Source organism: Paraburkholderia sp. GAS32, assembly GCF_050434225.1.
GTDB classification, from domain to species: domain Bacteria; phylum Pseudomonadota; class Gammaproteobacteria; order Burkholderiales; family Burkholderiaceae; genus Paraburkholderia; species Paraburkholderia madseniana.
In genome coordinates, this window is the sequence record NZ_JBNPVS010000038.1 from 53,235 (window position 1) to 76,954 (window position 23,720).

Sequence of the window (23,720 nt, forward strand, 5' to 3'; positions counted from 1 at the left end):
GAGAAGGTGAAAAGCATGCTCAGCCGGGCTCTGCCGTCGAATTCACACGGTCCTGGTATTCGCGCGGCGTACAGCCGAGTTCGCGGCGAAACACCGCGTACATGTATTGCAGTGACGTGAAGCCGCAACGGATCGCCACTTCGGCACTCGACGCATCGCGCTTGGCAAGCAGCGCTTTCGCGACGTCGAGTTTATGGCGCAGGATTTCCTGATGCACGGTGCACTGCCGTTCGCGCCGAAAGTACTCTTCGAGCGACGAACGCGACACGCCCACGTAATCGGCAACCTGTTCGGTGCGAATGCCCTGGCACGCGTACTGGCGGATGAAATGACGTGCGCGCATCACATACGGACTCGCGAGCGGCTGGTGTTTTGTCGATTCGAGCACATTGATGCCCACCGGCGGTACGAGAATGCGCCGCCCCGGAAAACGCGCGCCGTGCAGCATTTGATGCAGCAAGTGAGCGGCGGTGCGGCCCATTTCCTCGGTGCCTTGAATCACGGAGGAAAGCGGAATGCGGGTCAACGTTCGCGTAAGCGGATCGTTGTCGATGCCGATGATCGCCACTTCTTCAGGCACGGGAATACCCGCGATCAAACAGGCCTGCAACAGGTGCCGAGCGCGGGCGTCGGTGACGGCGATGATGCCGACCGGCTTCGGCAACTGGGCGAGCCAAGCGGTGAGCTGCTCGGTTGCCTGATTCCACGACGGCGCGCTGGTCGACAGGCCACGATAGATCTCGGTGCCGATCTGCTCGGCGCTATGGCCGTCCGTGCTGCGCAGGTGAGCGAATGCCAACTCACGTTGTTGCGCCCAGCGATTCTCCTGCGCTTGCGGCAGGCTATACAGGGCGAAGTGCTCGAGTCCCGCGCCGATCAGATGCGTGTAGGCGAGCGAAACGAGCTTGGCGTTATCGGTCGCGATATAGGGTAAGTCCGGGGGGTAGTGCGCCGGATCTTCGAACGATGAACCGACTGCCACCACCGGCAACGGACAGTCTCTCAGCGCTTCACCCACAGCGGGATCGTCGAAATCCGCGATGATGCCGTCGCCGTCGAAACGCTCGATACCCGTCAACCGGCAGCGGAAATCTTCTTCAAGGAAGAGATCCCACGCCACGCGCGTCGACAGCAGGTAATTGCCGATGCCGGTGATGATCTCGCGGTCATACACCTTGTTCGCGTTGAACAGCAGCGCGATCCGATGGGTCGTCTGTGGTGTTTGCGGACGGGTCATGGCAGTGGGTGGCGTGCGGATCGTCAAGATTCGCAGCGCCTTCGTCTCCTGTTGGATGCGCTCTGAAGGCAGCACCGTTTTTAAGCGTCTGGTTATTCTAGGCCGCGAACATCGCGCCAGTGTGAAACAAACGCATGGGCGGTAAGAAACATCAAGCACGCTGCGCAATTTCGCAATTGCCGATGCACCTTGCAAGCGGCAGCATGGCGTCACCTTGTCGACCGGCGCGGCGATACCGCACGGGTTGCAGTGCAGCATAAAACAGGAGACGCTGATGTCCTACTTCGAACACATTCCCGAGATCCGCTACGAGGGCCCGCAATCGGATAACCCGCTTGCTTATCGTCATTACGACAAGAGTAAGCGGGTGCTCGGCAAGACACTCGAAGAACATCTTCGCATTGCTGTGTGCTACTGGCATACGTTTGTCTGGCCGGGCGTCGATATTTTCGGGCAAGGGACGTTTCGGCGTCCCTGGCAGCAGGCCGGCGACGCCATGGAACGTGCGCAGCAAAAGGCGGATTCCGCGTTTGAGTTCTTCTCGAAGCTCGGCACGCCGTATTACACGTTTCACGATACCGACGTTGCACCGGAAGGCGACAGCCTGAAGGCCTATAGCGAGAACTTCACGCGCATCGCCGACTATCTGGCGCGCAAGCAGCAGGATACCGGCGTCAAACTGCTGTGGGGCACGGCCAATCTGTTCTCGCATCCGCGTTATGCAGCAGGTGCGGCGACCAGTCCCGATCCTGAGATTTTTGCGTTCGCTGCGACGCAGGTTCGTCATGCTCTTGATGCGACCCAAATGCTGGGAGGCGAAAATTATGTGTTGTGGGGCGGCCGTGAGGGCTACGACACGTTGCTCAATACCGATCTCGTGCGCGAACGTGATCAGCTTGCCCGCTTCCTGAACATGGTCGTTGAGCACAAGCACAAGATCGGCTTCAAAGGCGCATTGCTGATCGAGCCGAAGCCGCAGGAGCCGACCAAGCATCAATTCGACTATGACGTGGCGACCGTACACGGTTTCCTGCTGCAATTCGGACTCGAAAAAGAAATTCGCGTGAACATCGAAGCCAATCACGCCACGCTTGCTGGCCACTCGTTTCATCACGAAATCGCCACGGCCTACGCGCTGGGTATTTTCGGCAGCGTCGACGCGAATCGCGGCGATCAACAAAACGGCTGGGACACGGACCAGTTTCCGAACAGCGTCGAAGAATTGACTCTCGCTTTCTACGAAATCCTCAAGCACGGCGGCTTCACCACCGGCGGTATGAACTTCGACGCTAAAGTGCGGCGGCAGAGCGTCGATGCGGAAGATCTGTTCTTCGGTCATATCGGTGCAATCGATAACCTGGCGCTCGCTGTCGAGCGTGCGGCGACACTGATCGAAAACGACCGGCTCGAAGCGTTCAAACGTCAACGCTACGCGGGCTGGGAGTCGGAGTTCGGCCGCAAGATTCTGAAGGGCGACTATTCGCTCTCGACGCTGGCTGCGGATGCATTGACGCGCGGCCTGAATCCGCAGCATGTGAGTGGCAGACAGGAGCAACTGGAAAACGTTATAAATCAGGCGATATACAGCCGACGCTAAAAAGGCAGTCATGAAGTAACCGCCCGAAAAAGGGCACGCAGTAAGACATAAAAACCGCGCGGCCACGTTGACCGCGCGAATAAAAGAAGCTTTGGGTTGTCGCTTGTCCGGTTCTGCGGCTCGCAGCGCAGACCGTCCAATCCGGTATTCCGGCTATCAGAACAAGGAGTGAGACATGAAATTCGCAACGCGTCGTACCGTACTGAGTTCGCTCGTGTGTGGAGCGATGCTCGCCAGCCTGTCGCTTGTCGCGCCGCTCGCGCACGCAAGCAAGGACCACCCGGAAATTGGCTTCTGTATTGACGATCTGCGTGTCGAGCGTTGGTCGCGCGATCGTGACTATTTCGTTGCAGCGGCAGAAAAACTCGGCGCCAAAGTATCGGTGCAATCCGCCGATGCGAGCGAAGAGCGACAGATTTCGCAGATTGAAAACCTGATCTCGCGCGGCGTCGACGTAATCGTGATCGTGCCGTTTAATTCGAAGACGCTCGGCAATGTGGTCGCCGAAGCCAAGAAAGCAGGCATCAAGGTCGTCTCGTACGACCGCCTGATTCTCGACGCCGACGTGGATGCCTATATCTCGTTCGACAACGAGAAGGTTGGCGAGCTGCAGGCACAAGGTGTCTTCAACGCGCAACCGAAGGGCAACTACTTCATGCTCGGCGGCGCGCCGACCGACAACAATGCCAAGATGCTGCGTGAAGGCCAGCTCAAAGTGTTGAAGCCCGCGATAGACAAGGGCGACATCAAGATCGTCGGTCAGCAATGGGTACCGGAATGGAGCGCATCGACGGCGCTGCGCATTGTTGAAGATGCGCTCACGGCGAACAACAACAAGATCGACGCAATCGTCGCTTCGAACGACGGCACCGCAGGCGGCGCGATCCAGGCGCTTGCCGCACAGCACATGGCAGGCAAGGTGCCGGTGTCAGGACAAGACGCTGATCTGGCTGCTGTGAAACGCGTAATCGCCGGCACGCAGACGATGACCGTGTACAAACCGTTGAAGCTGATCGCAGGCGAAGCGGCGAAACTCTCCGTCGCGCTTGCGAAGGGCGAGAAGCCGGCCTTTAATGCACAGTACGACAACGGCAAGAAGAAGGTCGACACGGTGCTTCTGCAACCCACGTTGCTCACCAAGAGCAATGTTGATGTGGTCGTCAAGGACGGCTTCTACACCCAGGCCCAGCTCGCGAGCCAATGAGCGTAACGTGTGCGTAGTTCAAGCCGATGTGCCTGGTATGCGTCAGGCACATCGGCGCGACCGCGCGCCCTGCAGCGAGGCATAGCGAATGAGTGAACCATTACTGACGATGCGCGGCATCGTCAAAGCGTTTTCCGGCGTGAAGGCGCTCGACGGCATCGACCTGACGGTGGCGCCTGGCGAGTGCGTCGGCTTGTGCGGCGAAAACGGCGCGGGCAAATCGACGCTGATGAAAGTGTTGTCCGGCGTCTATCCTCACGGTACGTGGGACGGCGAAATCATCTGGGAAGGCGAGCCGCTGAAGGCCGCGAGCATAAGAGACACGGAACGCGCGGGCATCATCATCATCCATCAGGAGTTGATGCTGGTGCCGGAGCTCTCGGTTGCGGAGAACATCTTTCTCGGCAACGAAATCACGCTGCCCGGCGGCAGAATGAATTACGCCGCGATGTATCAGCGCGCCGACGAACTGCTGCGCGAGCTCGGCATAAGCGGAATCAACTCCGCGCAACCAGTGATGAATTACGGTGGCGGCCACCAGCAGTTGATCGAGATCGCGAAGGCGCTGAACAAGCGCGCGAAATTGTTGATCCTCGATGAACCGTCGTCGTCGCTGACGGCTACGGAGATACACATCCTGCTGGATATCGTGCGCGATCTGAAGCGGCGCGGAGTTGCTTGCGTTTACATCTCGCACAAGCTCGACGAAGTAGCGGCCGTATGCGACACGATCAGCGTGATTCGCGACGGCCGCCACGTCGCGACCGAACCCATGCGCGCGCTGACCACTGATCGCATCATCTCCCTGATGGTGGGCCGCGAGATCAAGAACCTGTTTCCGCGTGAACCGCATCCGATTGGCGACGTGATCTTCGAAGCGCGCCACGTGACCTGTTTTGACGTCAACAATCCGCGCCGAAAGCGCGTGAACGATGTGTCGTTTGCGCTGCGGCGTGGCGAAATTCTCGGTGTTGCCGGTTTGGTCGGCGCGGGGCGTACGGAACTGATGCAGGCGATCTTCGGCGCGTATCCCGGTGTGAGCGAGGCGACCGTGGTGATGGACGGCAAGCCGGTGAAAATTCGCGCCCCTGTCGATGCGATTCGCGCCGGCATCGGTATGGTGCCGGAAGATCGAAAGCGCCACGGTATCGTGCCGGGTCTGAGTGTCGGCCACAACATCACGCTTGCGGTGTTGCAACGTTTCGCGAAGGGCGGTCGCATTGATTCCGCGGCCGAACTCGACACGATTCACACGGAGATGAAGCGGCTTTCGGTGCGCGCGGCGCATCCGATGCTCTCGATTGCGAGTCTGTCGGGCGGCAATCAGCAAAAGGCCGTGCTGACGCGCATGCTGCTGACCGACCCGAAAGTACTGATCCTCGACGAACCGACGCGAGGCGTCGATGTCGGCGCGAAGTTCGAAATCTACAAACTGATTTTTCAACTGGCACAGCGCGGCATGTCGATCGTGATGGTGTCGTCCGAATTGCCTGAAGTGCTTGGCATCAGCGATCGCGTGCTGGTCATCGGCGAAGGCGAATTGCGCGGCGATTTCGTCAACGACGGCCTCACGCAAGAGGACATTCTCAGCGCCGCCATCCGTCCTGTGCAGCGATCCCTCAACCCGACCGCACCAACCGAAGCGAGTGCCGCATGACTCCCGACGTCACTTCCCAACCCGCCGACAGCCCTGCGTCGCGAGGCGCATTCGGTGGCCCGCAGCGCATTCAGCAACTGTTCGCGCGTTACAAGATTCTCGCGTTGCTGATCGCCGTGGCCGCGATCTGGCTTTTCTTCCCCTTTCTGACGCACGGCGCGTTCGTGACGCCGCGCAATCTGTCGAATCTGCTGCGGCAGATGTCGATTACGGGCATGCTCGCGTGCGGCATGGTGTTCGTGATCATCGCGGGCGAGATCGATCTGTCGGTCGGGTCACTGCTGGGTTTGCTCGGCGGCGTCGCGGCGATTCTCGATGTGAACCGGCATTGGCCGATTGGCGTCACCGTGCCTGTGGTAATGCTGCTTGGCGTGCTCGTCGGCATGTTCAACGGATGGTGGTCGACGTACCGGCGTGTGCCTTCGTTCATTGTCGGCCTGGGTGGCATGCTGGCATATCGCGGCATTCTGCTTGGCGTTACTGGTGGTTCGACGATTGCGCCGGTCTCTGACGGTTTCGTGTTTGTCGGTCAGGGGTATTTGCCGCGTTTTGCGGGCGATACACTTGCCGTCGTGCTGTTTGTCGTATTGGCCTTTCTGACCGTGCGACAACGAAGCAACCGCGAGCGTTATAAGTTGCGGGTGGTGCCGATCTGGCAGGACGTCGCGAAGGTGGTCGGGGCGGGCGTGATTCTGGCCGCGTTTGTTGCCACGCTCGATCGTTATGGCGGGATTCCCGTGCCCGTTTTACTGCTGCTCGCGCTGCTGGGCATTTTCACGTGGATCGCGACGCAGACCGTTTTCGGGCGGCGTATTTACGCGGTGGGGTCGAACCTGGAAGCAACGCGGCTCTCCGGCGTGAATACCAATCGCGTGAAGCTGGCCATCTTCGCACTGATGGGACTGATGTGTGCGTTCGCGGGGATCGTCAATACGGCGCGACTCGCGGCCGGCTCACCGTCGGCGGGATCGATGGGCGAACTCGACGCGATCGCCGCGTGCTTTATCGGCGGGACATCGATGCGCGGCGGCTCCGGAACGGTCTACGGCGCGTTGATCGGTGCACTGGTGATGGCGAGTTTGGACAACGGCATGTCGATGCTGGATGTCGACGCGTACTGGCAGATGATCGTGAAGGGCAGCATTCTTGTGCTGGCTGTGTGGATCGATGTCGTGTCGGGATCGAACCGACGGTGAAGCTTCTGGCGGTGCGTCATGCAAATGCTGACGCACCGCCGGCTGAGCGATTAGCCTCGCTCTTCAATCAGCAAGGCGCTGTTTTCGGTTCACGCCGAGCAACGACTTCGGCTCCATGAAGGCTTCCAACCCGAACGTGCCATATTCCCGCCCGATGCCCGATTGCTTGAAGCCGCCGAACGGTGCGGCCGGCTCGTGTGCCAACGTGTTGATCAGTACGCGTCCTGCGTCGATACGAATGGCGACTGCGCGAGCACGCGCCGCATCGGCTGAGAGTACGTACGCTTGCAGCCCGTAGCTCGTGTCATTGGCGATTGCAATCGCTTCCTCGGTATCGCGATACGCAATGATCGACAGCACCGGCCCAAAAATCTCCTCACGGGCAATCGTCATGTCGTTGCTGACACCGCTAAATACGGTCGGACGCACGAACCAGCCATGCTCCACTCCCTCCGGTCGGCCCTCGCCACCGGCAATCAATCTCGCACCTTCATCGATGCCGATGCCGATGTAGCGCTGCACGCGCTCCCACTGCTTGCGGCTGACCATCGGGCCGATCTGCGTAGCCGGATCGCGCGGATCACCGGCTTGCGTGCGAGCGACTTCAAAGCGCACCCGCTCTTCGAATTCCGCAAGGCGGCTCTGCGGCACAAGAATCCGCGTACCGGCGATACACGCCTGACCGCTGTTCATGAACCCTGCCTGGAGCGCCAACGGCACCGCTTCCGCGAAATCGGCGTCGTCGAGTATGACCACCGGCGATTTGCCGCCCAACTCCAACGTGACGCGTTTCAATGTCTCCGCGCCGGTGCGCAGAATCGTCTTGCCGACAGCCGTCGATCCGGTGAAGGAAATCTTCGCCACGTCCGGATGCGCGCTGATTTCCGCCCCCACCGTGTCGCCCCGGCCCGTGACGATATTGAACACGCCCGCAGGCAAGCCGGCCTCGTGCAGCGCCTCGGTGATGATGCGTGTCTGGATCGCGCTCATTTCGCTCGGCTTGATGACGGCCGTGCAGCCCGCTGCAATCGCCGCAGCCAGTTTCCCGCAGATAAAGCCGCCATTGCTATTCCACGGCGTAATCAGTCCGGCGACGCCGAGCGGCTGCATGACGACGTCGGCCGTGCCGGCGCGGCGCGTGAAATCATAGGTCTGCAAGACCTTGACGACTTCCGCCAGCACGTCCGCCGGGTATTTCGCCATCCAGCGCGCGCGTGACACCGGCGCACCGTATTCCTCGACGATTGCTTCGTACAGCTCGTCTTCTCTCGCTTGAACCGCGGCGTGCATGCGTTCGAGCAGCGCGATTCGCTCCTCCTTGCTGGTGCGGGAAAACGCCGGGAAGGCGCGTTTGGCGGCCGCGATCGCGCGGCGGGCGTCTTCCGCGTCGGCCAGACGCACCTTGCCGATCACCGTTTCCTTAGCCGGGTTGTGAAGATCGAACCACTCCTCGCCGTGCGGCGTGACGAACGCGCCGTCGATATAAATCTTGTCGATTTGCTGCATGAAAGCTCCTACCCAGAAAGTTGTTGCCTCAAAGATAGGCTCAATCGATTAAGCCGACTAGCCATATAATCAAGGATGATTAGTTGAGCAGGATGGGATAATGAAGACGCCGGGTTTGAGCGAACTGGAAGGCGTGCTTGCGGTGGCGCGCCATCGCAGCTTCCGCGCGGCGGCGACGGAACTTGGCGTGTCGACATCGGCGCTGAGCCATGCGATCGCGGCGTTGGAAGCGCGCATCGGCGTGCGGCTCTTTAATCGGACGACACGCAGCGTGTCGTTGTCCGAAGCGGGCGCGCAATTCGTCGACAGTGTGGCGCCGGCGTTGTCGACCATCCGCGTGGCCATCGAGCAGGCCGGCAGCTATCGCGACACGCCCGCTGGCACGCTGCGCATCAACACATCGACGGGCGCGGCGCGCCAGGTGATGCCCTTGTTGCTGGAATACCTGCGGCGTTATCCGGAGATGAAGCTGGATCTCGTCACCGAGGGGCGCATGATCGACATCGTGGTGGAGGGTTTTGATGCCGGCATTCGGTTGGCTGAGATTGTGCCGCAGGACATGATCGCTGTGCCGTTCAACCGGCCGCAGCGATTTGCAGTTGTTGGGAGTCCCGCCTATTTCGCCGAAAATCCGAAGCCGCGCAAGCCGGACGATCTGCGTGCACACCGTTGTATCCGGATGCGCATGCCGAGCGGACGTATTTATCACTGGGAGTTCGAGCGACGCGGCGAGGCTTTCAGCGTGGATGTGCAGGGCATGCTGACGCTCGATGAGCCGTTGCTCATCATGGAGGCGGCCCGCGAGGGCTTCGGACTGGCGTATATGACCGAATGGAACGTGGCGGCGGATCTGGAAGCGGGCACGCTGCAGCGTGTGCTGGAAGATTGGACGCCGGCGTTCGACGGGCTATGTCTTTATTATCCTGGGCGGCGTCATGTGCCGGCGGGGTTGCGGGCGTTGATTGAGATGATTCGGGAGGGCGGGTGAAAGCAAAAATCCGCCACCTCTCGCATTTTTCCGCCGTTCAAGCCAGTTGCGCTGCAGCGTGCCACCACGCGACGAATAACATTTAATGAACTGACACACGGCTTGCATTCGCCCTTTCCTCGAAGGGCATCCGCCAGCACTGTGCAGGTCGGCTGAAACCCCTTAGCTTTCAGTCCCCCACCCACTTTCCCGTCTTACTACTGTTCCGACGAAACAAACTCCCGCGCCAGCCCGCGCTTTCACAGCGTCCCCGCCACCGTGCAAGCTGATCGAGCCATACGATGTTAAAGCGCAGAACCTTCCTGCTAGGCGGCGCCGGCGCGCTCGGCGTGCTGCTGGTCGGCTGGTCGGTGCTGCCGCCGGGCCAACGTCTGACACCCTCCACGCCACTGCCGGCGGAAGGCAACCAGGTCGCGCTCAACGGCTGGGTCAAAATCGCCGCGGACAACACCGTGACGATCGTGGTGTGCAAAGCGGAAATGGGGCAGGGTATCCACACCGGCCTTGCGATGCTGCTGGCCGAAGAACTCGACGCCGACTGGTCGCAGGTTCGAGTGGAAAACTCGCCGATCGACAAGATCTACAACAGCGTGCAGAACATCGTCGACGATCTGCCGTTTCGCCCGGACGACGACAGCACGGTCAAGCGCGCCACGGTCTGGATGACCCGCAAGCTGGTGCGCGACGCCGGCACGATGATGACGGGCGGTTCATCGAGCATGAACGATCTATGGACGCCGATGCGTGAAGCCGGCGCCTCGGCGCGCGCGATGCTGATCGGCGCGGCGGCCGCGCAATGGAAGGTGTCACCCGGCGAGTGCCATACGGAAAGCGGCTACGTAGTGCACGCAGCAGGCCACAAGGCGAGCTTCGGCGAGCTGTCCACGATGGCCGCACAGCAACCGCTGCCACGCAAGGTCGCGTTGAAAGATCCCGCTGAGTTCAAACTGATCGGCAAGCCGATGCGGCGTATCGAAGCCGCGTCGAAAATCAACGGCACGGCGCGCTTCGGCATTGACGCGCTGCCGGACGGTCTCATCTATGCGAGCGTGGTGATGTGCCCCACGCTGGGCGGGACGGTGGCGCATTTCGACGCTTCGCCTGCCAAGAGCATGCCGGGTTTCATCAAGGCGTTTTCGCTGAAGCCCTACGCTGGTGGCAGCGGCGGCGTCGCGGTAATCGCCGACAACCCTTTCCGCGCGATGAACGCGGTGAGTGCGATCGACGTGGTGTGGAATGACGGCCCCGCAGCCACGCTGTCGAGCGCAGACGTGGACACCCAGCTTACGCAAGCACTGGACGACAGCAACGGCCACGCCTACTACCACCGCGGTGACGTCGACGCTGCATTGAGCGGCGCGGCGCGAACGATCAGCGCCGAGTACCACGCACCGTATCTCGCACATGGCGCGGTCGAGCCGGTGAATTGCACGGTGCAGGTTGCGGACGGCGCGGCCACCGTTTGGGTCTCCACGCAAATGCCGGCGCTCGCGCGGCAGCACGTCGCGAAAGTGCTGGACATCGACGCCGACAAGGTCGACGTGCAAACGCAATTGCTCGGCGGTGCTTTCGGGCGCCGTCTCGAACTCGATTTCATCGCGCAAGCCGCGGCGATTGCGCGCGAAGGCGGTGGTCGTCCGGTGCAAACGATCTGGTCGCGTGCGGAGGATTTCACCCACGATTTCTATCGTCCGGCGTGCGTGTCGCGACTCAAGGCCGGTCTCGACAAAGACGGCAAGCTCGTCGCGTGGCAAGCCACTTCAGCGAGTCAGGCGATCGTGCCGGAATCGCTTGCGCGTTACTACGGCGTGCCGCGCATCCCCATCGACAAGACCACTTGCGAAGGCGCATTCGATCAGCCCTACGAATGGCCCACTGTGCGCGTGGCGCACAAGATCGTCGAACTACCGATCCCGATTGGATTCTGGCGCTCGGTCGGCCATTCGCATCAGGCGTTTTTCACCGAAGGTTTTACCGACGAACTCGCCGTAGCCGCCGGTCAGGACCCGATTGCGTTTCGCGCGGCGCTGCTCGCGCAGCATCCGCGCCATCTGGCGGTGTTGAGGCGCGTTGCAGCTTTATCGGATTGGGGACATCCCTTGACACATGCTGCCGATGGCACAAAGCGGGCACGCGGCGTCGCGCTGCACGAAGCGTTCGGCAGTGTCGTCGCGCAGGTGGCGGAAGTATCGGTCGGTGCGAACAAGCAGATTCGCGTGCATCGGGTGGTCTGCGTGATCGATTGCGGACTGCCGGTGAATCCAAACCTGATTCGTCAGCAGATGGAGGGTGGCATCGTATTCGGCCTCTCGACTGCGTTGCAGGACGAAATCACCATCGTCGGCGGGCAGGTGACGCAGAAGAACTTCGTCGATTTCCCGGTTGTGCGGATGAACGACTGTCCGGTGATCGAAGTCGACATCATGCCGAGCCAGATGCACCCGCAGGGCGTCGGCGAACCGGGCGTGCCGCCGGTTGCCCCGGCGGTGGCCAACGCGGTATTCGCGCTGACCGGCCAGCGCTTGCGCGCGTTGCCGTTGAGGGTTGCGTGAAACGCTTCAGATTGACGGAGAAAACATGGGATCGCTAAACATCAACGGCCGCGTGGTTGCTGTGCAAGCTGAACCGGATATGCCGCTCCTGTGGGTGCTGCGCTGCGACCTCGGCATGACCGGCACCAAGTTCGGCTGCGGCGTGGGCATTTGCGGCGCGTGCACGATCCACCTGGACGGCAAGGCGGGCCTTGCCTGCCAGACGCCGATGTCGAGCTTGCACTCGCAGAAGATCACGACGATCGAAGGCGTGCAGGGCGCCGAAGCGCAGGCGCTAAAAGCGGCGTGGATCGATCTCGACGTGGTGCAGTGCGGGTATTGTCAGAGCGCGCAGCTAATGGCGGCCTGCGCGCTGCTCAAGCAGAAGTCCAATCCCACCGATGCGGACATCGACGCGGCGATGTCCAACATCGTGTGCCGTTGCGGCACGTATCCGAGGGTAAGGGCGGCGATTCACCAGGCGGCTGCGAAACGGCGGCCCGCTTAAGGCCGGCATCACCGCAGACAGAGACGCCTGGGTGAGCCGATCACGAGCCCGGCGGGCTCAGTTCGCCAGCATCTCCACGACCGCGACCACTACCGTGAAAACGCCGATACAACCGCCCAGCGTGGCTGCGCCTTGCATGAATTGCGACATACGTGACCCCGTACCGTGTGATGTTGAGGCTCGTATTTAACCTGAATTGAAAGGCAAAAGAAAGCTTGTCAATAATAGCGATTTACCCGGATGAGACGAGGCGGGAGGGTTAGGGCGCTTTGGTGGCCGCCGTCGGCATGGCCGCCTTAGCCGGCGCCGCAGCAGCGGGAGTCGCGGCGTTAGACACTGCTGTCCCAGGCGCCGTCTGCGCATCAGTCTCCCACCCACCGCCCAGCGCGAGGAACAGGTTGATCTGATCGATCGCCACCTGACCTTCCGCTGCCGCAACCTGAGACTTCGTCGAAGTCAGCGTGCGCGTCGCATCCAGATCCGAAATGAACGACTCGCGTCCGGCTCGATACAAGCGATGCGTTTCATCCGCCGACGCGGTGGCCGACTTCAGCGCAGCACGCAAGGCGTCGGCGCGGGCGTAGTCGGACGCGTAGGTCGCGAGGCTGGTTTCAGTTTCGCGCAACGCGGTCAGCACCACGCCGTCGAACTTTGCCAACGCAACATTGCTTGACGCTTGCGCTTCACGCACACGGCCCCGCGCGCCATTCGTGGGGAAGGTCCAACTGATCAGTGGACCGAAGGCCCAGCGTGCCGTCGGCGAGGTGCCGAGGTCCTCCAGAATCCCCGTCAAACCCGCCGACGCACCGATGCTCACCGTCGGATACAACGCGCCCGTCGCGACGCCGATGCGCGCCGTCGACGCTGCCAGTTGGCGCTCGGCCTCGCGCACGTCCGGGCGGCGCTTGAGCAGCGCGGCGCCATCGCCGACCGGAATCGGCTGACGGATCTGCGGCAGCATGCTGCAGGCCAGCACGGCTGGCGGCAAATCGGACGGTGCGCGTGCGAGCAGCGCCGCGAGCCGGTATTGCGCAATCTGGCGGCGCGCCGTATAGCGCGGAATATCCGCCGCCAGCGTATCGACCTGGGTTTGTCCGCGCGTCACATCGGGCTGATTGCCGCGACCCGCGTCGCGCAATCGGCGCGATACGTCCACACGCTCCTTCTGCAAGGCCAGCGATTGCTGCGCGATCCTGAGCTCCTCGGCGGCCGAGCATTGGTCGACATACGAGCGCACCACATCCGCGACCACCGTGATCCGCGCGAGATCGGCGGCCGCCTGCACGGATTCCGTATCCGCTGCCGCCGCTTCGACACCACGGCGCAGCTTGCCGAACAGATCGATTTCGTACGAGATGCTGATGCCGATATCGCCTTCGTTAGTGACCGGCAGTTTGTTGAAGAGCAGATACTGTTCGGCCGATTCCTGCGCCCGCTCGACGACCGCCGACGTCTTTCCTGAGAAGCCGCCTTGAGCCTGCGCGACACCCAGCGCTTCACGCGAACGCGCGAGGTTCGCCGCCGCGACGCGCAAGTCGGTATTCGACTGCAGCGCTTCGTCGACGAGGTTGTTCAGCACCGGATCGTCATAGAGCTTCCACCAGATCACAGGCACGTTCTGCCGCGTGGTCAGCTTGGCATCGGCGCCTTCGATAGGCGCATTGGCGAGTGGCGCGTTGACCAGCGTCTGCTTCGGCAGCGCGTAATCGGGGCCGACATTCACGCAGCCGTTGAGCGCGATGCTCAACGGCAAGAGTGGCAGCAGCGGCAATAAGGGAAGGGCGCGTGACAGCTTCATTGCGACGCGCCCGACATGACGGCAGCAGACGCCGGTTGCGCAGTAGAAGTAGCGGAGGCAGCCGGAACAGCAGCCGAAGCCGAAGCCGAAGCCGAAGCCGCCGAGGCATCCACCGTACCCGAAGCGCCTGCAGCCGGACGCGGCTTGCCGGTCGGCGACAGATCGCGCACCGACACGGTCGCGGTGCGTCCGGCGATCATGCGGAAGTCGGCAGGCACCTCGTCGAGCGCAACGCGCACCGGAATCCGTTGCGCGAGCCGCACCCAGCTGAATGCCGGGTTCACGTTCGGCAGCAGATTCGATCCTTGCGTGCGGTCGCGGTCTTCAATCCCCGCGACGATGCTTTGCACGTGGCCGCGCAGCACGTTCGGCTCGCCCATCACCTGGATGTCGACCCGCTGGCCGATGTCGATGCCGCGTAGCTTGGTCTCTTCAAAGTAACCGTCGACGCGGAATGAATGCATATCCACCACCGCGAGCACCGCACGGCCCGCCGAAACGAATTCGCCGGTACGCGGCGCGCGGTCGTTCAGATAACCGTCGACCGGACTCACGATGGTAGTGCGTTGCAAATTCAGTTTGGCGGTATCGATTGCGACGTTCGCATCGGCGAGCGCGGCTTCCGCCGTTTCGACACGCGAGCGGCTTTCTTCGGCGACTTCCGCCGCAACCAGGTTGCCGAGCTGGCGATTGCGCGCGTCTTCGCGGCGCGCCTGATCGAGGGTAGCGCGGCGTTGCTGCGCGGTGGCCTGCGCCTGGCGCAGTGCGAGCGCATAGCGGGCCTGATCGATCACGAACAGCACCTGGCCTTGTTTGACCTGCTGGTTGTCCACCACCTCGACCGATGAGATCAGCCCCGAGATATCCGGCGCGACCTGGATCACGTCGGCGCGCACGTGGCCGTCGCGAGTCCACGGCGCGAACATGTAATAGGCAACCAGTTTCCACAGCACGAAGGCTGCAACCACGACGACGATCAGGGTCAGCAGAATTTGACCGACTGAGAACCAGGTTTTTTTCACGTTATTAGTCTGTGCGAAACGACGACGACAAGGCCCAGCACCAGCACATAGATGCCGAGATCGAAGATGGAGCGATGCCAGACGAAGCGGTAAAAGCCGACGCGTTCGAACACCGTGCGAATGGCCAGGTTGATCAGATAGGCGATCAACATCAGCACCAGCACGGCCGGCACGAACACGCCGAAAATATCGATTTCACCGATCATCGCGGGAACGGGCAAAGGAGAGGATTGGGTTGCGGGACGGGCGCATCAGGCAGCGGCCTCCGGTTCGGGCGGCGTGGGTGTGATTAGCGTGGCCGGAAACAGCGAAAGACGCAAGCCGACCAGCGCGTGCAGCGCCTCGCGCAATCTGCGCGCCGAGGTTTGCGCGGTCGGGCCCGGCGCACCGGCATTGGCGAGGCCTTGTGCGGTGACGCGCGCCACGGCTGCATCGATCGACGACATCAGGCTCTCGGGCACCGGTTGGCGCGCGCGCTGGTCGATGCACCATTCGAAGTATTCGCGCACGTCGTCGAGGACATGATCGATCGCGGCCGGCGCTTCGCCGCCGAGCTTGCCGGTCAGGCGGCGCAGATCGAGCGCGTTGAAGGCGATGCGCAGGTCGCGGAAGCTTTCGATCGACGGATGGCGGTGGTCGTCCGTGGCCGCAAGACGCGGGATCAATTGCATCAGGCGGTCGAGCATGCGCGCGGCGAGATTGCGCGGGTCTTCGATCGTCCGGGTGGACGCAGTCAGCACCACGTCGGCCCAGCTCGAGCGCAACAGCCGCGAGGCCGCGAGTTCGGCGCCAAACGGCCGCGTCGCGCGGGTCCACAGATACGCATACAGCAAGCCGGCAAGGCCCGCGAGATTGCTGTTCAGGAAGATCAGGAAGTCGGCCGAGTAGGCATCCTGAATGCTGATGAAGGTGGCCGTATTGACGGCCACGAGCACCGTCACCATGCTGAACTGCGGACGCGGAATTAGCGTGCCCACAAGGATGAACGGCCCGGCGAACAGGACGACCAGCATCGGGAAATCGTGCACGTGAGGCAGCACGGCGAACAGATAGATACCGGCGGCCACCACGGCGATCGCCGTGGCGACGAAGAACTTGAACACCATGGGCGCGGGTTCGTCGAGCGCGGCGAAGAAGCAGCACGCGATGGCGGCCAGCGTCACCGCGCTGGCGCCGTCCGCCCAGCCTGAGCCGATCCACAGACTGCACGCGATGATCACGGCGGCGCCCGCTGAAACCGTCGAAAACAGCATGATGCCGCGGTCGAAAAACTGCTCGGTGCCGCCCAGCCGCCAGTGGCGAAAACGTGGCCGCCACGAGCCTTCTTCGCGCGTGATGATGATGCGCAGCGAGCGGCAGTCCTGCCAGATATCGATCACCTGTTTCATGCGCCACAGCGCGTTCGAAAGCAGCGCGCCGTCCCAGGTCGCCAGCGCGGCCGGCAGCGGCTGCATCGCGGCGATGCGCTCGCGCAATGCGTTGGCTTCCGGGTCGGGGTGATAACCTTCGCTGGCTTCAGGAAGCGGCGCATGGAACCATTTGATGACGTCGTTGAGCAACGTTTCGAGACCCTCGGGCCATGTCTGGCGGCCGCTGTTGTAGAGGGCGATCAGCGGATCGGCCAGCGCCGACATGATCGGCAGCAGCAACTGCATGCGCCCGCGCAACTCGTGAGCACGCGCCAGGATGTCCGGCCGGGTGTGGTCGTAGGCAAGCTGGCTCAGCAGCAGTTCCAGCCCGTTGATCGTGCTCGCGATGCGCTGGCGGGCCCCCGAAATCGCCGAGCCCGCAATGCGCCCGGACAGCGTTTCGGTCGCATAGAACGCGGCGTCGCGAAACCAGGCGTCGGTCCGCTCGATGATGGTGGGCGCGAGCCGGCTAGGAAACAGCGAACTGCCGACAATGCTCGCGCACACGATGCCGAGCAGGATCTCCTCAGTGCGGCTGATTGCCAGATCGAACACGCCGCCTGGATTGGTCACCGAAGGCAGCGCAATGATCGGCATGGTGTAGGCCGCCAGCATGAAGACGTAGCTGCGCGCGGTGCGATCGGCCACCGCCAGATACAGCAGCGTGCCGATCCACAACGCGACGATCACGCTGAACAGATACGGCGATTCGACGAACGGCGGCACCAGCAGCACCGCGGCCGACGCGCCCAGCATGGTGCCGAGCGCACGATAAAGCGCCTTGGAGCGGGTCGCGCCTACAAACGGATTCGACACGATGTAGACGGTGGCCATCGCCCAGTACGGGCGCGGCAATTCGAGCGAGAGACCGATGTAAAGCGCGATCATCGCCGCGGCAAACGTCTTGACGGAGAACAGCCAGTCGCGGACGGAGGGATAGACCATAACCCGTTACCCGGCATCCCGGGGATTGGGCGGCGCCGCTGCGTCGGCCGCGAGCACGCCATGGCTCGTGCGTCGCCATTTTCTGGCAGCGACGACCAGGGTGCTGCTGACGGTGCGGCGCAAGGTATCGAGATTCGACATGGCCGCTATTGTATTTCCTAAATATTCGTTAGCAAGCTATTGAATCGGAATTTTTTGTGAAGCGCGGCTTTCGTGCCGCTGTCGCAAAAGCCCGGCTCATTTAGCCGTAAACGCGCTCCTTCACCAGTTCGATAAAGCGGGTCGCCGCGCTATTGCGCAGTCCCGCAGGGTAAGCAAGATGCAGCGGAGCACTTAACTTCGCGGGATTCGTCAATGTGCAATAGACGGTGCCAACCTGGTCGTAACGTTGCATCGACGCCGGCACCAGCGTCACCCCCAACCCTGCTGCGACCAGATTGATCCCCGACACCATGCGCGGCACCTCGCGCGCAATCCGCGGGACGAACCCGGCTTGTCTGCATGCTGCCAGGATATCCGCATACATGCCGGGTGCGCCCGGCCGGCGCACCAGAATGAAGTCCTCGTGCGCCAATGCCTTCAACGACACCTGCGGCCGTTTCTTGCCCGCTCCTTTCAGCAACGGATGCCCGACCGGCAATACCACCACCATCGGCTCGTCGAGCAACAACTCGAACGCCACGCCCTCGCGCACATCGACCGGCTTGCGGAGAAACGCGGCCTGAATCTGCCCCGCGGCCAAACGCTCGATAATCTCCGCCGCATTGAGTTCGGCAAGCTCCACGGCGACCTCGGGACACACCGCGCGAAAAGCCCGGATCGTCTCCGTCGTAAAAGGATGGAACGCCGCCGAACTGGTGAGGCCGATCGAGATCGTGCCGAGCTCGCCGCGCGCAATCCGGTGCGCTCTCTCCACCGACTGTTGCAGGTCCTGCAGCAAGCGTTGTGCGTCTTCCGCAAAGGCCTGGCCCGCGGGCGTCAAGCTTACGCCGCGCGGCATGCGCACAAACAGTTCGAAGCCGATCTCTTCCTCCAGCGTTCGAATCTGCTGCGAGAGGGGCGGCTGTTGCATGGCCAGCCGCTCGGCTGCACGCGTGAATTGACCTTCCTCGGCAACCGCCAGGAAGTAGCGCAAGTGGCGAAGCTCCATCGTGTTCTGTCTCCTCGGTCGTGCCTTGCTTTCTGTGCATTGCCATATCGTATAGATATGGATGGTGCATAAAACAGGTATTTTACATTTACCACGCCCAATCCTACGATCTCGTCTATCGCATCGATCGAGGCCCGCGTTGCTCACGGCAAGCAGGCTCGAGCGCTCCGCGACATAAAACTAAATCGACTGGAGACGATAGTGATAGTCATGCCAAACTGGCCTTCCGCGTGACGCTCGGCATCCGCCACCGGTTCTGAGTTTTCGAACTTTTCAACGACGGATCTGACGATGCACCGCGTTCAAGACAGTGCACGGTGATCAGGAGCAAGCTGCATGACATTGAATTTTTCACGACGTCTGGCGATGGGGTGTGCGGCAGTGGGTACCGCCATGCTGACATTGCTCACGCAACCGGCATTCGCGGTGCATGCCTACGAGTCGCATCTGAAGCCGGTGGCGACGATCTCGGACACACGGTTCGTGATCGACACGCCGCAAGGGCAAGCTGAATTTCCGCTGTACCTGTCGAAGGATTGGAACGTCGCGCAGCCGCAGGTGACGCGTGCAGTGATTGTGATTCACGGCAAGTTGCGCAACGCGGACGTGTACTTCCGCACCGCGCAGAATGCACGTGCCGCCGCTAATGCGGAGCCTGACAGCACACTTCTGATTGCTCCGCAATTCCTCGCCACGCTCGACACGCGCGTGCATCACGAACCGGCCGATCTGCTGCGCTGGACCGGCGACGCGTGGATGGGCGGCGAAGCGGCGCGGGCTCCGCAGCCCATCAGTTCGTATGCGGTGCTCGACGCGATCGTCACGCGCCTTGCGGATCGCAAGCTGTTTCCGAATCTGCGGCACGTCGTATTCGCGGGGCATTCAGGTGGCGGGCAGGTCGTGCAGCGTTACGCGGTGGCGGCGCATAACATCGACGTGCTGACGAATGAGGGCATCGACGTGCGCTACGTGGTGGCGAGTCCGTCGACGTATGCGTATTTCGATGCACAACGGCCGACCGCGCAAGGTGTAGCAGCGCCGTTCGATGCCGCGCAATGCGCCGATTTCAATCAATGGAAATACGGCATGGACAATCGGCCGCCATACCTCGACGACCGCTCGCCCGCACAACTCGAAGCGACTTATGCGTCGCGCCGTATTGACTACCTGGTCGGCGGCGCGGACGACGATCCACAGCAAAGCGCGCTCGATAGAAGCTGTGCCGCCGAAGCGCAAGGTCCGCAGCGTGTCGCGCGTGCCGAGGCGTATTACCGGTACCTCCAGTCGCGTCATCCGGAAGGGCTGAAGCAGGGTTTTCATATCGTGCCGGGTGTGGGTCACAACGGCGCGCGCATGCTGACGTCGGTCTGCGCATTGTCGGCAATGTTCGACACCAAAGGATGCGAGCAATGAGCGGGGCGAGCTTGAATCAGCGTGACGATGCGGCGTTCGCTACGGAGGCATCGAACGGACTGAGCCCGGCGATGGTGCGGCGCGCGATCTTTGCCTCGGTGCTCGGCAACGGGCTCGAATGGTTCGATTTTCTGATCTACGGCTACTTCGCGAAGATCATCGCGCTGGTGTTCTTTCCCGGCGGCAGTGGTTTCGTGTCGATCATGCTGACGCTCGCCACGTTCGCCGTCGGCTTTATCGTGCGACCGATCGGCGGCATTCTGTTCGGTATTTACGCGGACCGGGCGGGGCGGCGCAAAGCGCTCTCGCTGCTGATCATTTCGATGGCGGCGAGCACGCTGTTGATGGGCCTCACGCCGGGTTATGCCAGCATCGGCATCGCGGCGCCGTTGCTCGTGGTGCTCGCGCGGCTGTTGCAAGGGCTCTCGGTGGGCGGGCAGTTCGCGACGGCATCGGCGATGCTGGTCGAGTACGCGCCGCCGCACAAGAAGATGTTCTACGGCAGCTTCAATATGTCGGCGCAGGCGTTCGCGTTGCTGCTTTCGTCAGGCGTCGGCTATCTGCTGACCACGCAGCTCACGCATGAGCAACTGGGGCGTGGGGCTGGCGCCTGCCGTTTCTGTTCGGCGCGTTGGCGGGGCCGTTCGGTTTCTACATCCGGCATCGCGTGGCGGAATCGCCGGAGTTCGGGCGCTTGCTCGATCAAAAGGATAAGCCGCCGCGCGCAACGGTGCGCCAGTTCTTCCACGATAACGGAGACGCGGCGATTTGCGCGATGGGCGTGATCATCATCGGCGCGGCGACCAATTATGTGTGGCACTCGTATTTGTCGGTCTATGTCGAGCGGCAATTGCATCTGCCGCTGTCCACCGCGCTGCTCGGCGCGTTTGTGTCGGGCGTGCTGAATCTGTTCCTGTTTCCGCTGTCCGGCAAGCTTGCCGATCGTTACGGCGCGTACCGGCTGTTCTATCCGATCGTAATCACGTGGATGGTCTGCGTATATCCGCTTTATCACTTCGTCGTGACGAATCCCACGCCGGGGCATCTGTTCATCGCGCAGATGGTCGCGACGGTGTTCCTCGCCGCCATGTCCGGTTCGCACCCCGGCATGCTCGCGACGCTGTTTCCGGTGCGCAGCCGTTCGGCGGGCGTGGCGCTGTCGTACAACATTGCGGTGACGCTGTTCGGCGGCATGGCGCCGCTCACCATCACCGGCTTGACGCATCTGACTGGCAGCAGTCTGACGCCGGCGTTCTACCTGATCTTTGCCGGTTGCGTGTCGCTCGCGATGGTGTATTTCACGCGCTCGGGACGTGAGCCGGGCGGCGCAACGGCGAAGTTCGTCACGCGTTAACCGCCACTAGCCAGACTGATTAGATGACCCACGAGCTTATTGCATGACCCAGCCTTTGATAACAGATGACGAACGCGCACCGAATGAACGTCCGGTCGCTGTCGTCGCCAGCCGGCACCTGAGTGTCGCGACGCCTGCGGGCAGCGGCACCGTGCCGGTGTTCGCGAACGGCGACTGGCTTGCGCCGACGTGTGACGTCAAGCGTGCCGTGATTCTGATTCACGGACGCCTGCGCAACGCGGACACGTACTTCCATCTGGCGGAGCGCGCGTGCGCACTTGCTGGTGGCGATGCAGCCGATACGCTGCTGATCGTGCCGCAATTCCTCGCGAGTGCCGACGTTAGCGCGCATGTGTTGCCGTCATCCACGCTGCATTGGGAATGGGCTGGCTGGATGGGCGGCGACAACGCCGAAGGTCCGGCGCCGCTCAGTTCGTTCGATGTACTCGACGCCATCCTGCAGACGCTGGCGTCGAGCGCGCAGTTTGCGTCGCTAACCGAGGTGGTGATCGCCGGGCATTCGGGTGGTGGCCAGGTGGTGCAGCGCTATGCCGTGGTGACGCGAGGTGAGGCGCCGCTCGTCGCGCGCGGAATCGCGCCGCGCTATGTGGTCGCGAATCCTTCGTCGTATGTGTACTTCGACGCGATGCGGCCGACCGCGTCCGGTGAATTCGCGGCGTTCGATGCGGCGGCGTGCCCGTCGTTTAATCGCTGGAAGTATGGGCTCGAAGATTTGCCTGCCTATGCTTCGAGTGGCGGGGAGGCGGGCTCCGCTGATGCGCTCGAATCGCGCTATGCGCGCCGCGACGTCACTGTGCTGCTCGGCGGCGCGGATTGCGATCCGCAGCATCCGGCACTCGACCGTTCATGCGCTGCGCAGACTCAAGGCGAGCATCGGCTGGGGCGCGGACTGGCTTACGCGCGCTATATGGCGGCGAGGCATCCGGAAGGGGCGGCGAAGCATCGTACGTTTGTGATCGACGGCGTTGGGCACGATACGAAGGGGATTTTTGCATCGGTGCAGGGGCTGGCGGCGTTGTTCGGCAAGGCATGAAGCGTGCTACTGCGATAAGGCCAGCTTTCAAAGGACTGTGCCGACATGAACAAGACCCGAATCCTCGCGGCCACGATCGCCGCTGTATCGCTTAGCGCCTTGCTGCCGTGCAGCGCGAATGCCGACGATGCGCCTAGCCCGTGCGCATCGCTCAAACGGATCGTTGCGGCTGCGCCGGACGGCCTGGCTTCACTGACACCGGAAGACGGCAAGGGCGTCGCGCAACCCTACGGCGATGACGCCCAGTGTTCGGCGAGCCGCGGGAGTTATCAATGCACGTGGACGCCGCATCACGACGCCGGTTCGAGTGCGGACGCGCTGCAGGGCGTCGCGGCGGACATCGCCTCGTGCCTGCCGGACGCGACGCATGACCAGAATTCACCCGGACGTCAGCATTTTTATCTGGGCACGCGCGCCAAACGGACCGATATCACATTGACGCGGGCTGATTCGAGCAAGTTGCGGCTGGTTGTATCGGGCAAATGAGTGGGCAGATGCGTTTCGGGCTGTCCGCGCGCGGCCCTTATTGCGACGCCGGCCACCATGTCCAGCCGCGTCGCGAGCGTCGCAACTCGACCATCGAGAGCGGCGCGATCTCGATGCGTGGAAACACGGCCGGCGGCGCTCCAAGCGCATGAACGATCGCGGCCCGGATCACAGGCGCGTGCGTGACGGCGACCACGTTTTGCGTGTTGCCTAGTATGACGCCCTCGCTCAACGCACCGTTTAGCGCATCGAGCCACTGTCCCACCCGCTTCACGAGTTGACTGAATGACTCGCCGCCGTGCGCGGCTGCGTCGGGATCATGTGTCCAAGTGGCGAGGTCGTGCGATGCTTCGAGCGCGAGATCGGCAAGGCGGCGGCCATGCCACAGGCCGTAGTCCATATCCGCCAGTCCTTTGTCGACCGATGTGCCTTGGCCCAATGCCGCGGCACCGAGCCCCAGGGCCGACGCCGTGTCGCGCGCACAAACGGCCGGGCTGACGAAAACCGCCGCGTCGTCCGGAATCGACAGGCGTGCTCGTGCGGCGGCCGCTTCGGCGAGGCCACGTGCATCGAGCGGGTCGTCGGCGGGGAAGCGGCCCGCGCGCATCGCCGCGGTCGATGCGTGGCTGATCAGTAACAGCCGTGTGTCCATTCAGTTGATTTCC

Annotated in this window: 19 protein-coding genes and 1 pseudogene; 11 read left to right on the top strand and 9 right to left on the bottom strand. The window is 62.4% G+C overall.

Annotation, left to right across the window (positions count from 1 at the left end):
- Window positions 1–19: 19 nt before the first annotated feature.
- Window positions 20–1,237 carry a XylR family transcriptional regulator gene (locus P3T25_RS34590; protein WP_171925885.1) on the bottom strand — a complete coding sequence of 406 codons (1,218 nt, stop codon included), beginning with the start codon at window positions 1,235–1,237 and terminating at the stop codon, window positions 20–22.
- Between the two features lie 274 nt (window positions 1,238–1,511).
- Here P3T25_RS34590 and xylA point away from each other — a divergent pair, with 274 nt between their 5' ends.
- From xylA to P3T25_RS34610, 4 genes are all read left to right on the top strand, one after another.
- On the top strand, window positions 1,512–2,834 hold the full coding sequence (gene xylA / locus P3T25_RS34595) for a xylose isomerase (protein ID WP_429361490.1): 1,323 nt from the start codon (window positions 1,512–1,514) through the stop codon (window positions 2,832–2,834).
- A gap of 175 nt (window positions 2,835–3,009) precedes the next feature.
- Window positions 3,010–4,038, top strand: coding sequence for a D-xylose ABC transporter substrate-binding protein (xylF, locus tag P3T25_RS34600; RefSeq protein ID WP_054040132.1), 1,029 nt, complete (start codon window positions 3,010–3,012; stop codon window positions 4,036–4,038).
- An 88-nt stretch (window positions 4,039–4,126) separates the two neighbouring features.
- The gene (gene xylG / locus P3T25_RS34605) at window positions 4,127–5,695 is read left to right on the top strand and encodes a D-xylose ABC transporter ATP-binding protein (RefSeq protein WP_154557821.1); all 1,569 of its coding nucleotides are present in this window, start codon (window positions 4,127–4,129) and stop codon (window positions 5,693–5,695) included.
- Window positions 5,692–6,891: a sugar ABC transporter permease gene (locus tag P3T25_RS34610; RefSeq protein WP_429361493.1), complete on the top strand. Its 1,200-nt coding sequence runs from the start codon at window positions 5,692–5,694 to the stop codon at window positions 6,889–6,891. Before xylG ends, P3T25_RS34610 begins: the two co-directional genes overlap by 4 nt.
- Before the next feature lie 63 nt (window positions 6,892–6,954).
- Here P3T25_RS34610 and P3T25_RS34615 read toward each other — a convergent pair whose 3' ends face one another.
- A complete protein-coding gene (locus P3T25_RS34615) occupies window positions 6,955–8,397 on the bottom strand; it encodes an aldehyde dehydrogenase family protein (protein WP_429361495.1) in 1,443 nt (480 codons plus the stop codon).
- A 100-nt stretch (window positions 8,398–8,497) separates the two neighbouring features.
- Between P3T25_RS34615 and P3T25_RS34620 the strand changes: the two genes are divergently transcribed.
- The 3 genes from P3T25_RS34620 to P3T25_RS34630 all read left to right on the top strand — a co-directional run bounded on the left by P3T25_RS34620 (window position 8,498) and on the right by P3T25_RS34630 (window position 12,424).
- Window positions 8,498–9,385 (top strand): LysR family transcriptional regulator, encoded by an 888-nt coding sequence (locus P3T25_RS34620; RefSeq protein ID WP_266238172.1) that lies wholly within the window; start codon window positions 8,498–8,500, stop codon window positions 9,383–9,385.
- Window positions 9,386–9,666: 281 nt separating this feature from the next.
- On the top strand, window positions 9,667–11,937 hold the full coding sequence (locus P3T25_RS34625; protein ID WP_154557817.1) for a xanthine dehydrogenase family protein molybdopterin-binding subunit: 2,271 nt from the start codon (window positions 9,667–9,669) through the stop codon (window positions 11,935–11,937).
- Window positions 11,938–11,962: 25 nt separating this feature from the next.
- Entirely contained in the window at window positions 11,963–12,424 is a 462-nt protein-coding gene (locus P3T25_RS34630; protein WP_171925854.1) for a (2Fe-2S)-binding protein, read from the top strand.
- Window positions 12,425–12,683: 259 nt separating this feature from the next.
- Here P3T25_RS34630 and P3T25_RS34635 read toward each other — a convergent pair whose 3' ends face one another.
- From P3T25_RS34635 to P3T25_RS34660, 6 genes are all read right to left on the bottom strand, one after another.
- On the bottom strand, window positions 12,684–14,222 hold the full coding sequence (locus P3T25_RS34635) for an efflux transporter outer membrane subunit (protein WP_429361498.1): 1,539 nt from the start codon (window positions 14,220–14,222) through the stop codon (window positions 12,684–12,686).
- Window positions 14,219–15,244, bottom strand: a complete 1,026-nt coding sequence (locus tag P3T25_RS34640; protein ID WP_429361500.1) for an efflux RND transporter periplasmic adaptor subunit — start codon at window positions 15,242–15,244, stop codon at window positions 14,219–14,221. The genes P3T25_RS34635 and P3T25_RS34640 overlap by 4 nt, the downstream gene beginning before the upstream one ends.
- The gene (locus P3T25_RS34645; RefSeq protein WP_054040146.1) at window positions 15,241–15,450 is read right to left on the bottom strand and encodes a DUF1656 domain-containing protein; all 210 of its coding nucleotides are present in this window, start codon (window positions 15,448–15,450) and stop codon (window positions 15,241–15,243) included. The genes P3T25_RS34640 and P3T25_RS34645 overlap by 4 nt, the downstream gene beginning before the upstream one ends.
- Before the next feature lie 45 nt (window positions 15,451–15,495).
- Window positions 15,496–17,598 carry an FUSC family protein gene (locus tag P3T25_RS34650; protein WP_429361502.1) on the bottom strand — a complete coding sequence of 701 codons (2,103 nt, stop codon included), beginning with the start codon at window positions 17,596–17,598 and terminating at the stop codon, window positions 15,496–15,498.
- A 6-nt stretch (window positions 17,599–17,604) separates the two neighbouring features.
- Window positions 17,605–17,739: a hypothetical protein gene (locus tag P3T25_RS34655; protein ID WP_429361537.1), complete on the bottom strand. Its 135-nt coding sequence runs from the start codon at window positions 17,737–17,739 to the stop codon at window positions 17,605–17,607.
- A gap of 100 nt (window positions 17,740–17,839) precedes the next feature.
- The gene (locus P3T25_RS34660) at window positions 17,840–18,748 is read right to left on the bottom strand and encodes a LysR family transcriptional regulator (protein WP_429361504.1); all 909 of its coding nucleotides are present in this window, start codon (window positions 18,746–18,748) and stop codon (window positions 17,840–17,842) included.
- A 336-nt stretch (window positions 18,749–19,084) separates the two neighbouring features.
- On the opposite strand from P3T25_RS34660, the gene P3T25_RS34665 reads away from it, so the two are divergent.
- From P3T25_RS34665 to P3T25_RS34680, 4 genes and pseudogenes are all read left to right on the top strand, one after another.
- The gene (locus tag P3T25_RS34665) at window positions 19,085–20,161 is read left to right on the top strand and encodes an alpha/beta hydrolase (protein WP_429361506.1); all 1,077 of its coding nucleotides are present in this window, start codon (window positions 19,085–19,087) and stop codon (window positions 20,159–20,161) included.
- Window positions 20,158–21,515 (top strand): annotated as a pseudogene (locus P3T25_RS34670) (MFS transporter). Before P3T25_RS34665 ends, P3T25_RS34670 begins: the two are co-directional and overlap by 4 nt.
- Window positions 21,516–21,558: 43 nt before the next feature.
- The gene (locus P3T25_RS34675; RefSeq protein ID WP_429361508.1) at window positions 21,559–22,569 is read left to right on the top strand and encodes an alpha/beta hydrolase; all 1,011 of its coding nucleotides are present in this window, start codon (window positions 21,559–21,561) and stop codon (window positions 22,567–22,569) included.
- 45 nt (window positions 22,570–22,614) lie between these two features.
- Entirely contained in the window at window positions 22,615–23,055 is a 441-nt protein-coding gene (locus tag P3T25_RS34680; RefSeq protein WP_154557809.1) for a hypothetical protein, read from the top strand.
- Window positions 23,056–23,092: 37 nt separating this feature from the next.
- Here P3T25_RS34680 and P3T25_RS34685 read toward each other — a convergent pair whose 3' ends face one another.
- Window positions 23,093–23,707 (bottom strand): histidine phosphatase family protein, encoded by a 615-nt coding sequence (locus tag P3T25_RS34685; protein ID WP_171925860.1) that lies wholly within the window; start codon window positions 23,705–23,707, stop codon window positions 23,093–23,095.
- Window positions 23,708–23,720: the final 13 nt, after the last annotated feature.

Bases quoted from the DNA above. Each gene is read 5' to 3' on its own strand.
- P3T25_RS34625 (WP_154557817.1), top strand. From the start codon at position 9,667: ATGTTAAAGCGCAGAACCTTCCTGCTAGGCGGCGCCGGCGCGCTCGGC.
- P3T25_RS34655 (WP_429361537.1), bottom strand. From the start codon at position 17,739: ATGTCGAATCTCGATACCTTGCGCCGCACCGTCAGCAGCACCCTGGTC.
- P3T25_RS34675 (WP_429361508.1), top strand. From the start codon at position 21,559: ATGACCCAGCCTTTGATAACAGATGACGAACGCGCACCGAATGAACGT.
- P3T25_RS34680 (WP_154557809.1), top strand. From the start codon at position 22,615: ATGAACAAGACCCGAATCCTCGCGGCCACGATCGCCGCTGTATCGCTT.
- P3T25_RS34590 (WP_171925885.1), bottom strand. From the start codon at position 1,237: ATGACCCGTCCGCAAACACCACAGACGACCCATCGGATCGCGCTGCTG.
- P3T25_RS34660 (WP_429361504.1), bottom strand. From the start codon at position 18,748: ATGGAGCTTCGCCACTTGCGCTACTTCCTGGCGGTTGCCGAGGAAGGT.
- P3T25_RS34665 (WP_429361506.1), top strand. From the start codon at position 19,085: ATGACATTGAATTTTTCACGACGTCTGGCGATGGGGTGTGCGGCAGTG.
- P3T25_RS34610 (WP_429361493.1), top strand. From the start codon at position 5,692: ATGACTCCCGACGTCACTTCCCAACCCGCCGACAGCCCTGCGTCGCGA.
- xylA (WP_429361490.1), top strand. From the start codon at position 1,512: ATGTCCTACTTCGAACACATTCCCGAGATCCGCTACGAGGGCCCGCAA.
- P3T25_RS34620 (WP_266238172.1), top strand. From the start codon at position 8,498: ATGAAGACGCCGGGTTTGAGCGAACTGGAAGGCGTGCTTGCGGTGGCG.
- P3T25_RS34615 (WP_429361495.1), bottom strand. From the start codon at position 8,397: ATGCAGCAAATCGACAAGATTTATATCGACGGCGCGTTCGTCACGCCG.
- P3T25_RS34645 (WP_054040146.1), bottom strand. From the start codon at position 15,450: ATGATCGGTGAAATCGATATTTTCGGCGTGTTCGTGCCGGCCGTGCTG.
- P3T25_RS34635 (WP_429361498.1), bottom strand. From the start codon at position 14,222: ATGAAGCTGTCACGCGCCCTTCCCTTATTGCCGCTGCTGCCACTCTTG.
- P3T25_RS34630 (WP_171925854.1), top strand. From the start codon at position 11,963: ATGGGATCGCTAAACATCAACGGCCGCGTGGTTGCTGTGCAAGCTGAA.
- xylF (WP_054040132.1), top strand. From the start codon at position 3,010: ATGAAATTCGCAACGCGTCGTACCGTACTGAGTTCGCTCGTGTGTGGA.
- P3T25_RS34685 (WP_171925860.1), bottom strand. From the start codon at position 23,707: ATGGACACACGGCTGTTACTGATCAGCCACGCATCGACCGCGGCGATG.
- xylG (WP_154557821.1), top strand. From the start codon at position 4,127: ATGAGTGAACCATTACTGACGATGCGCGGCATCGTCAAAGCGTTTTCC.
- P3T25_RS34650 (WP_429361502.1), bottom strand. From the start codon at position 17,598: ATGGTCTATCCCTCCGTCCGCGACTGGCTGTTCTCCGTCAAGACGTTT.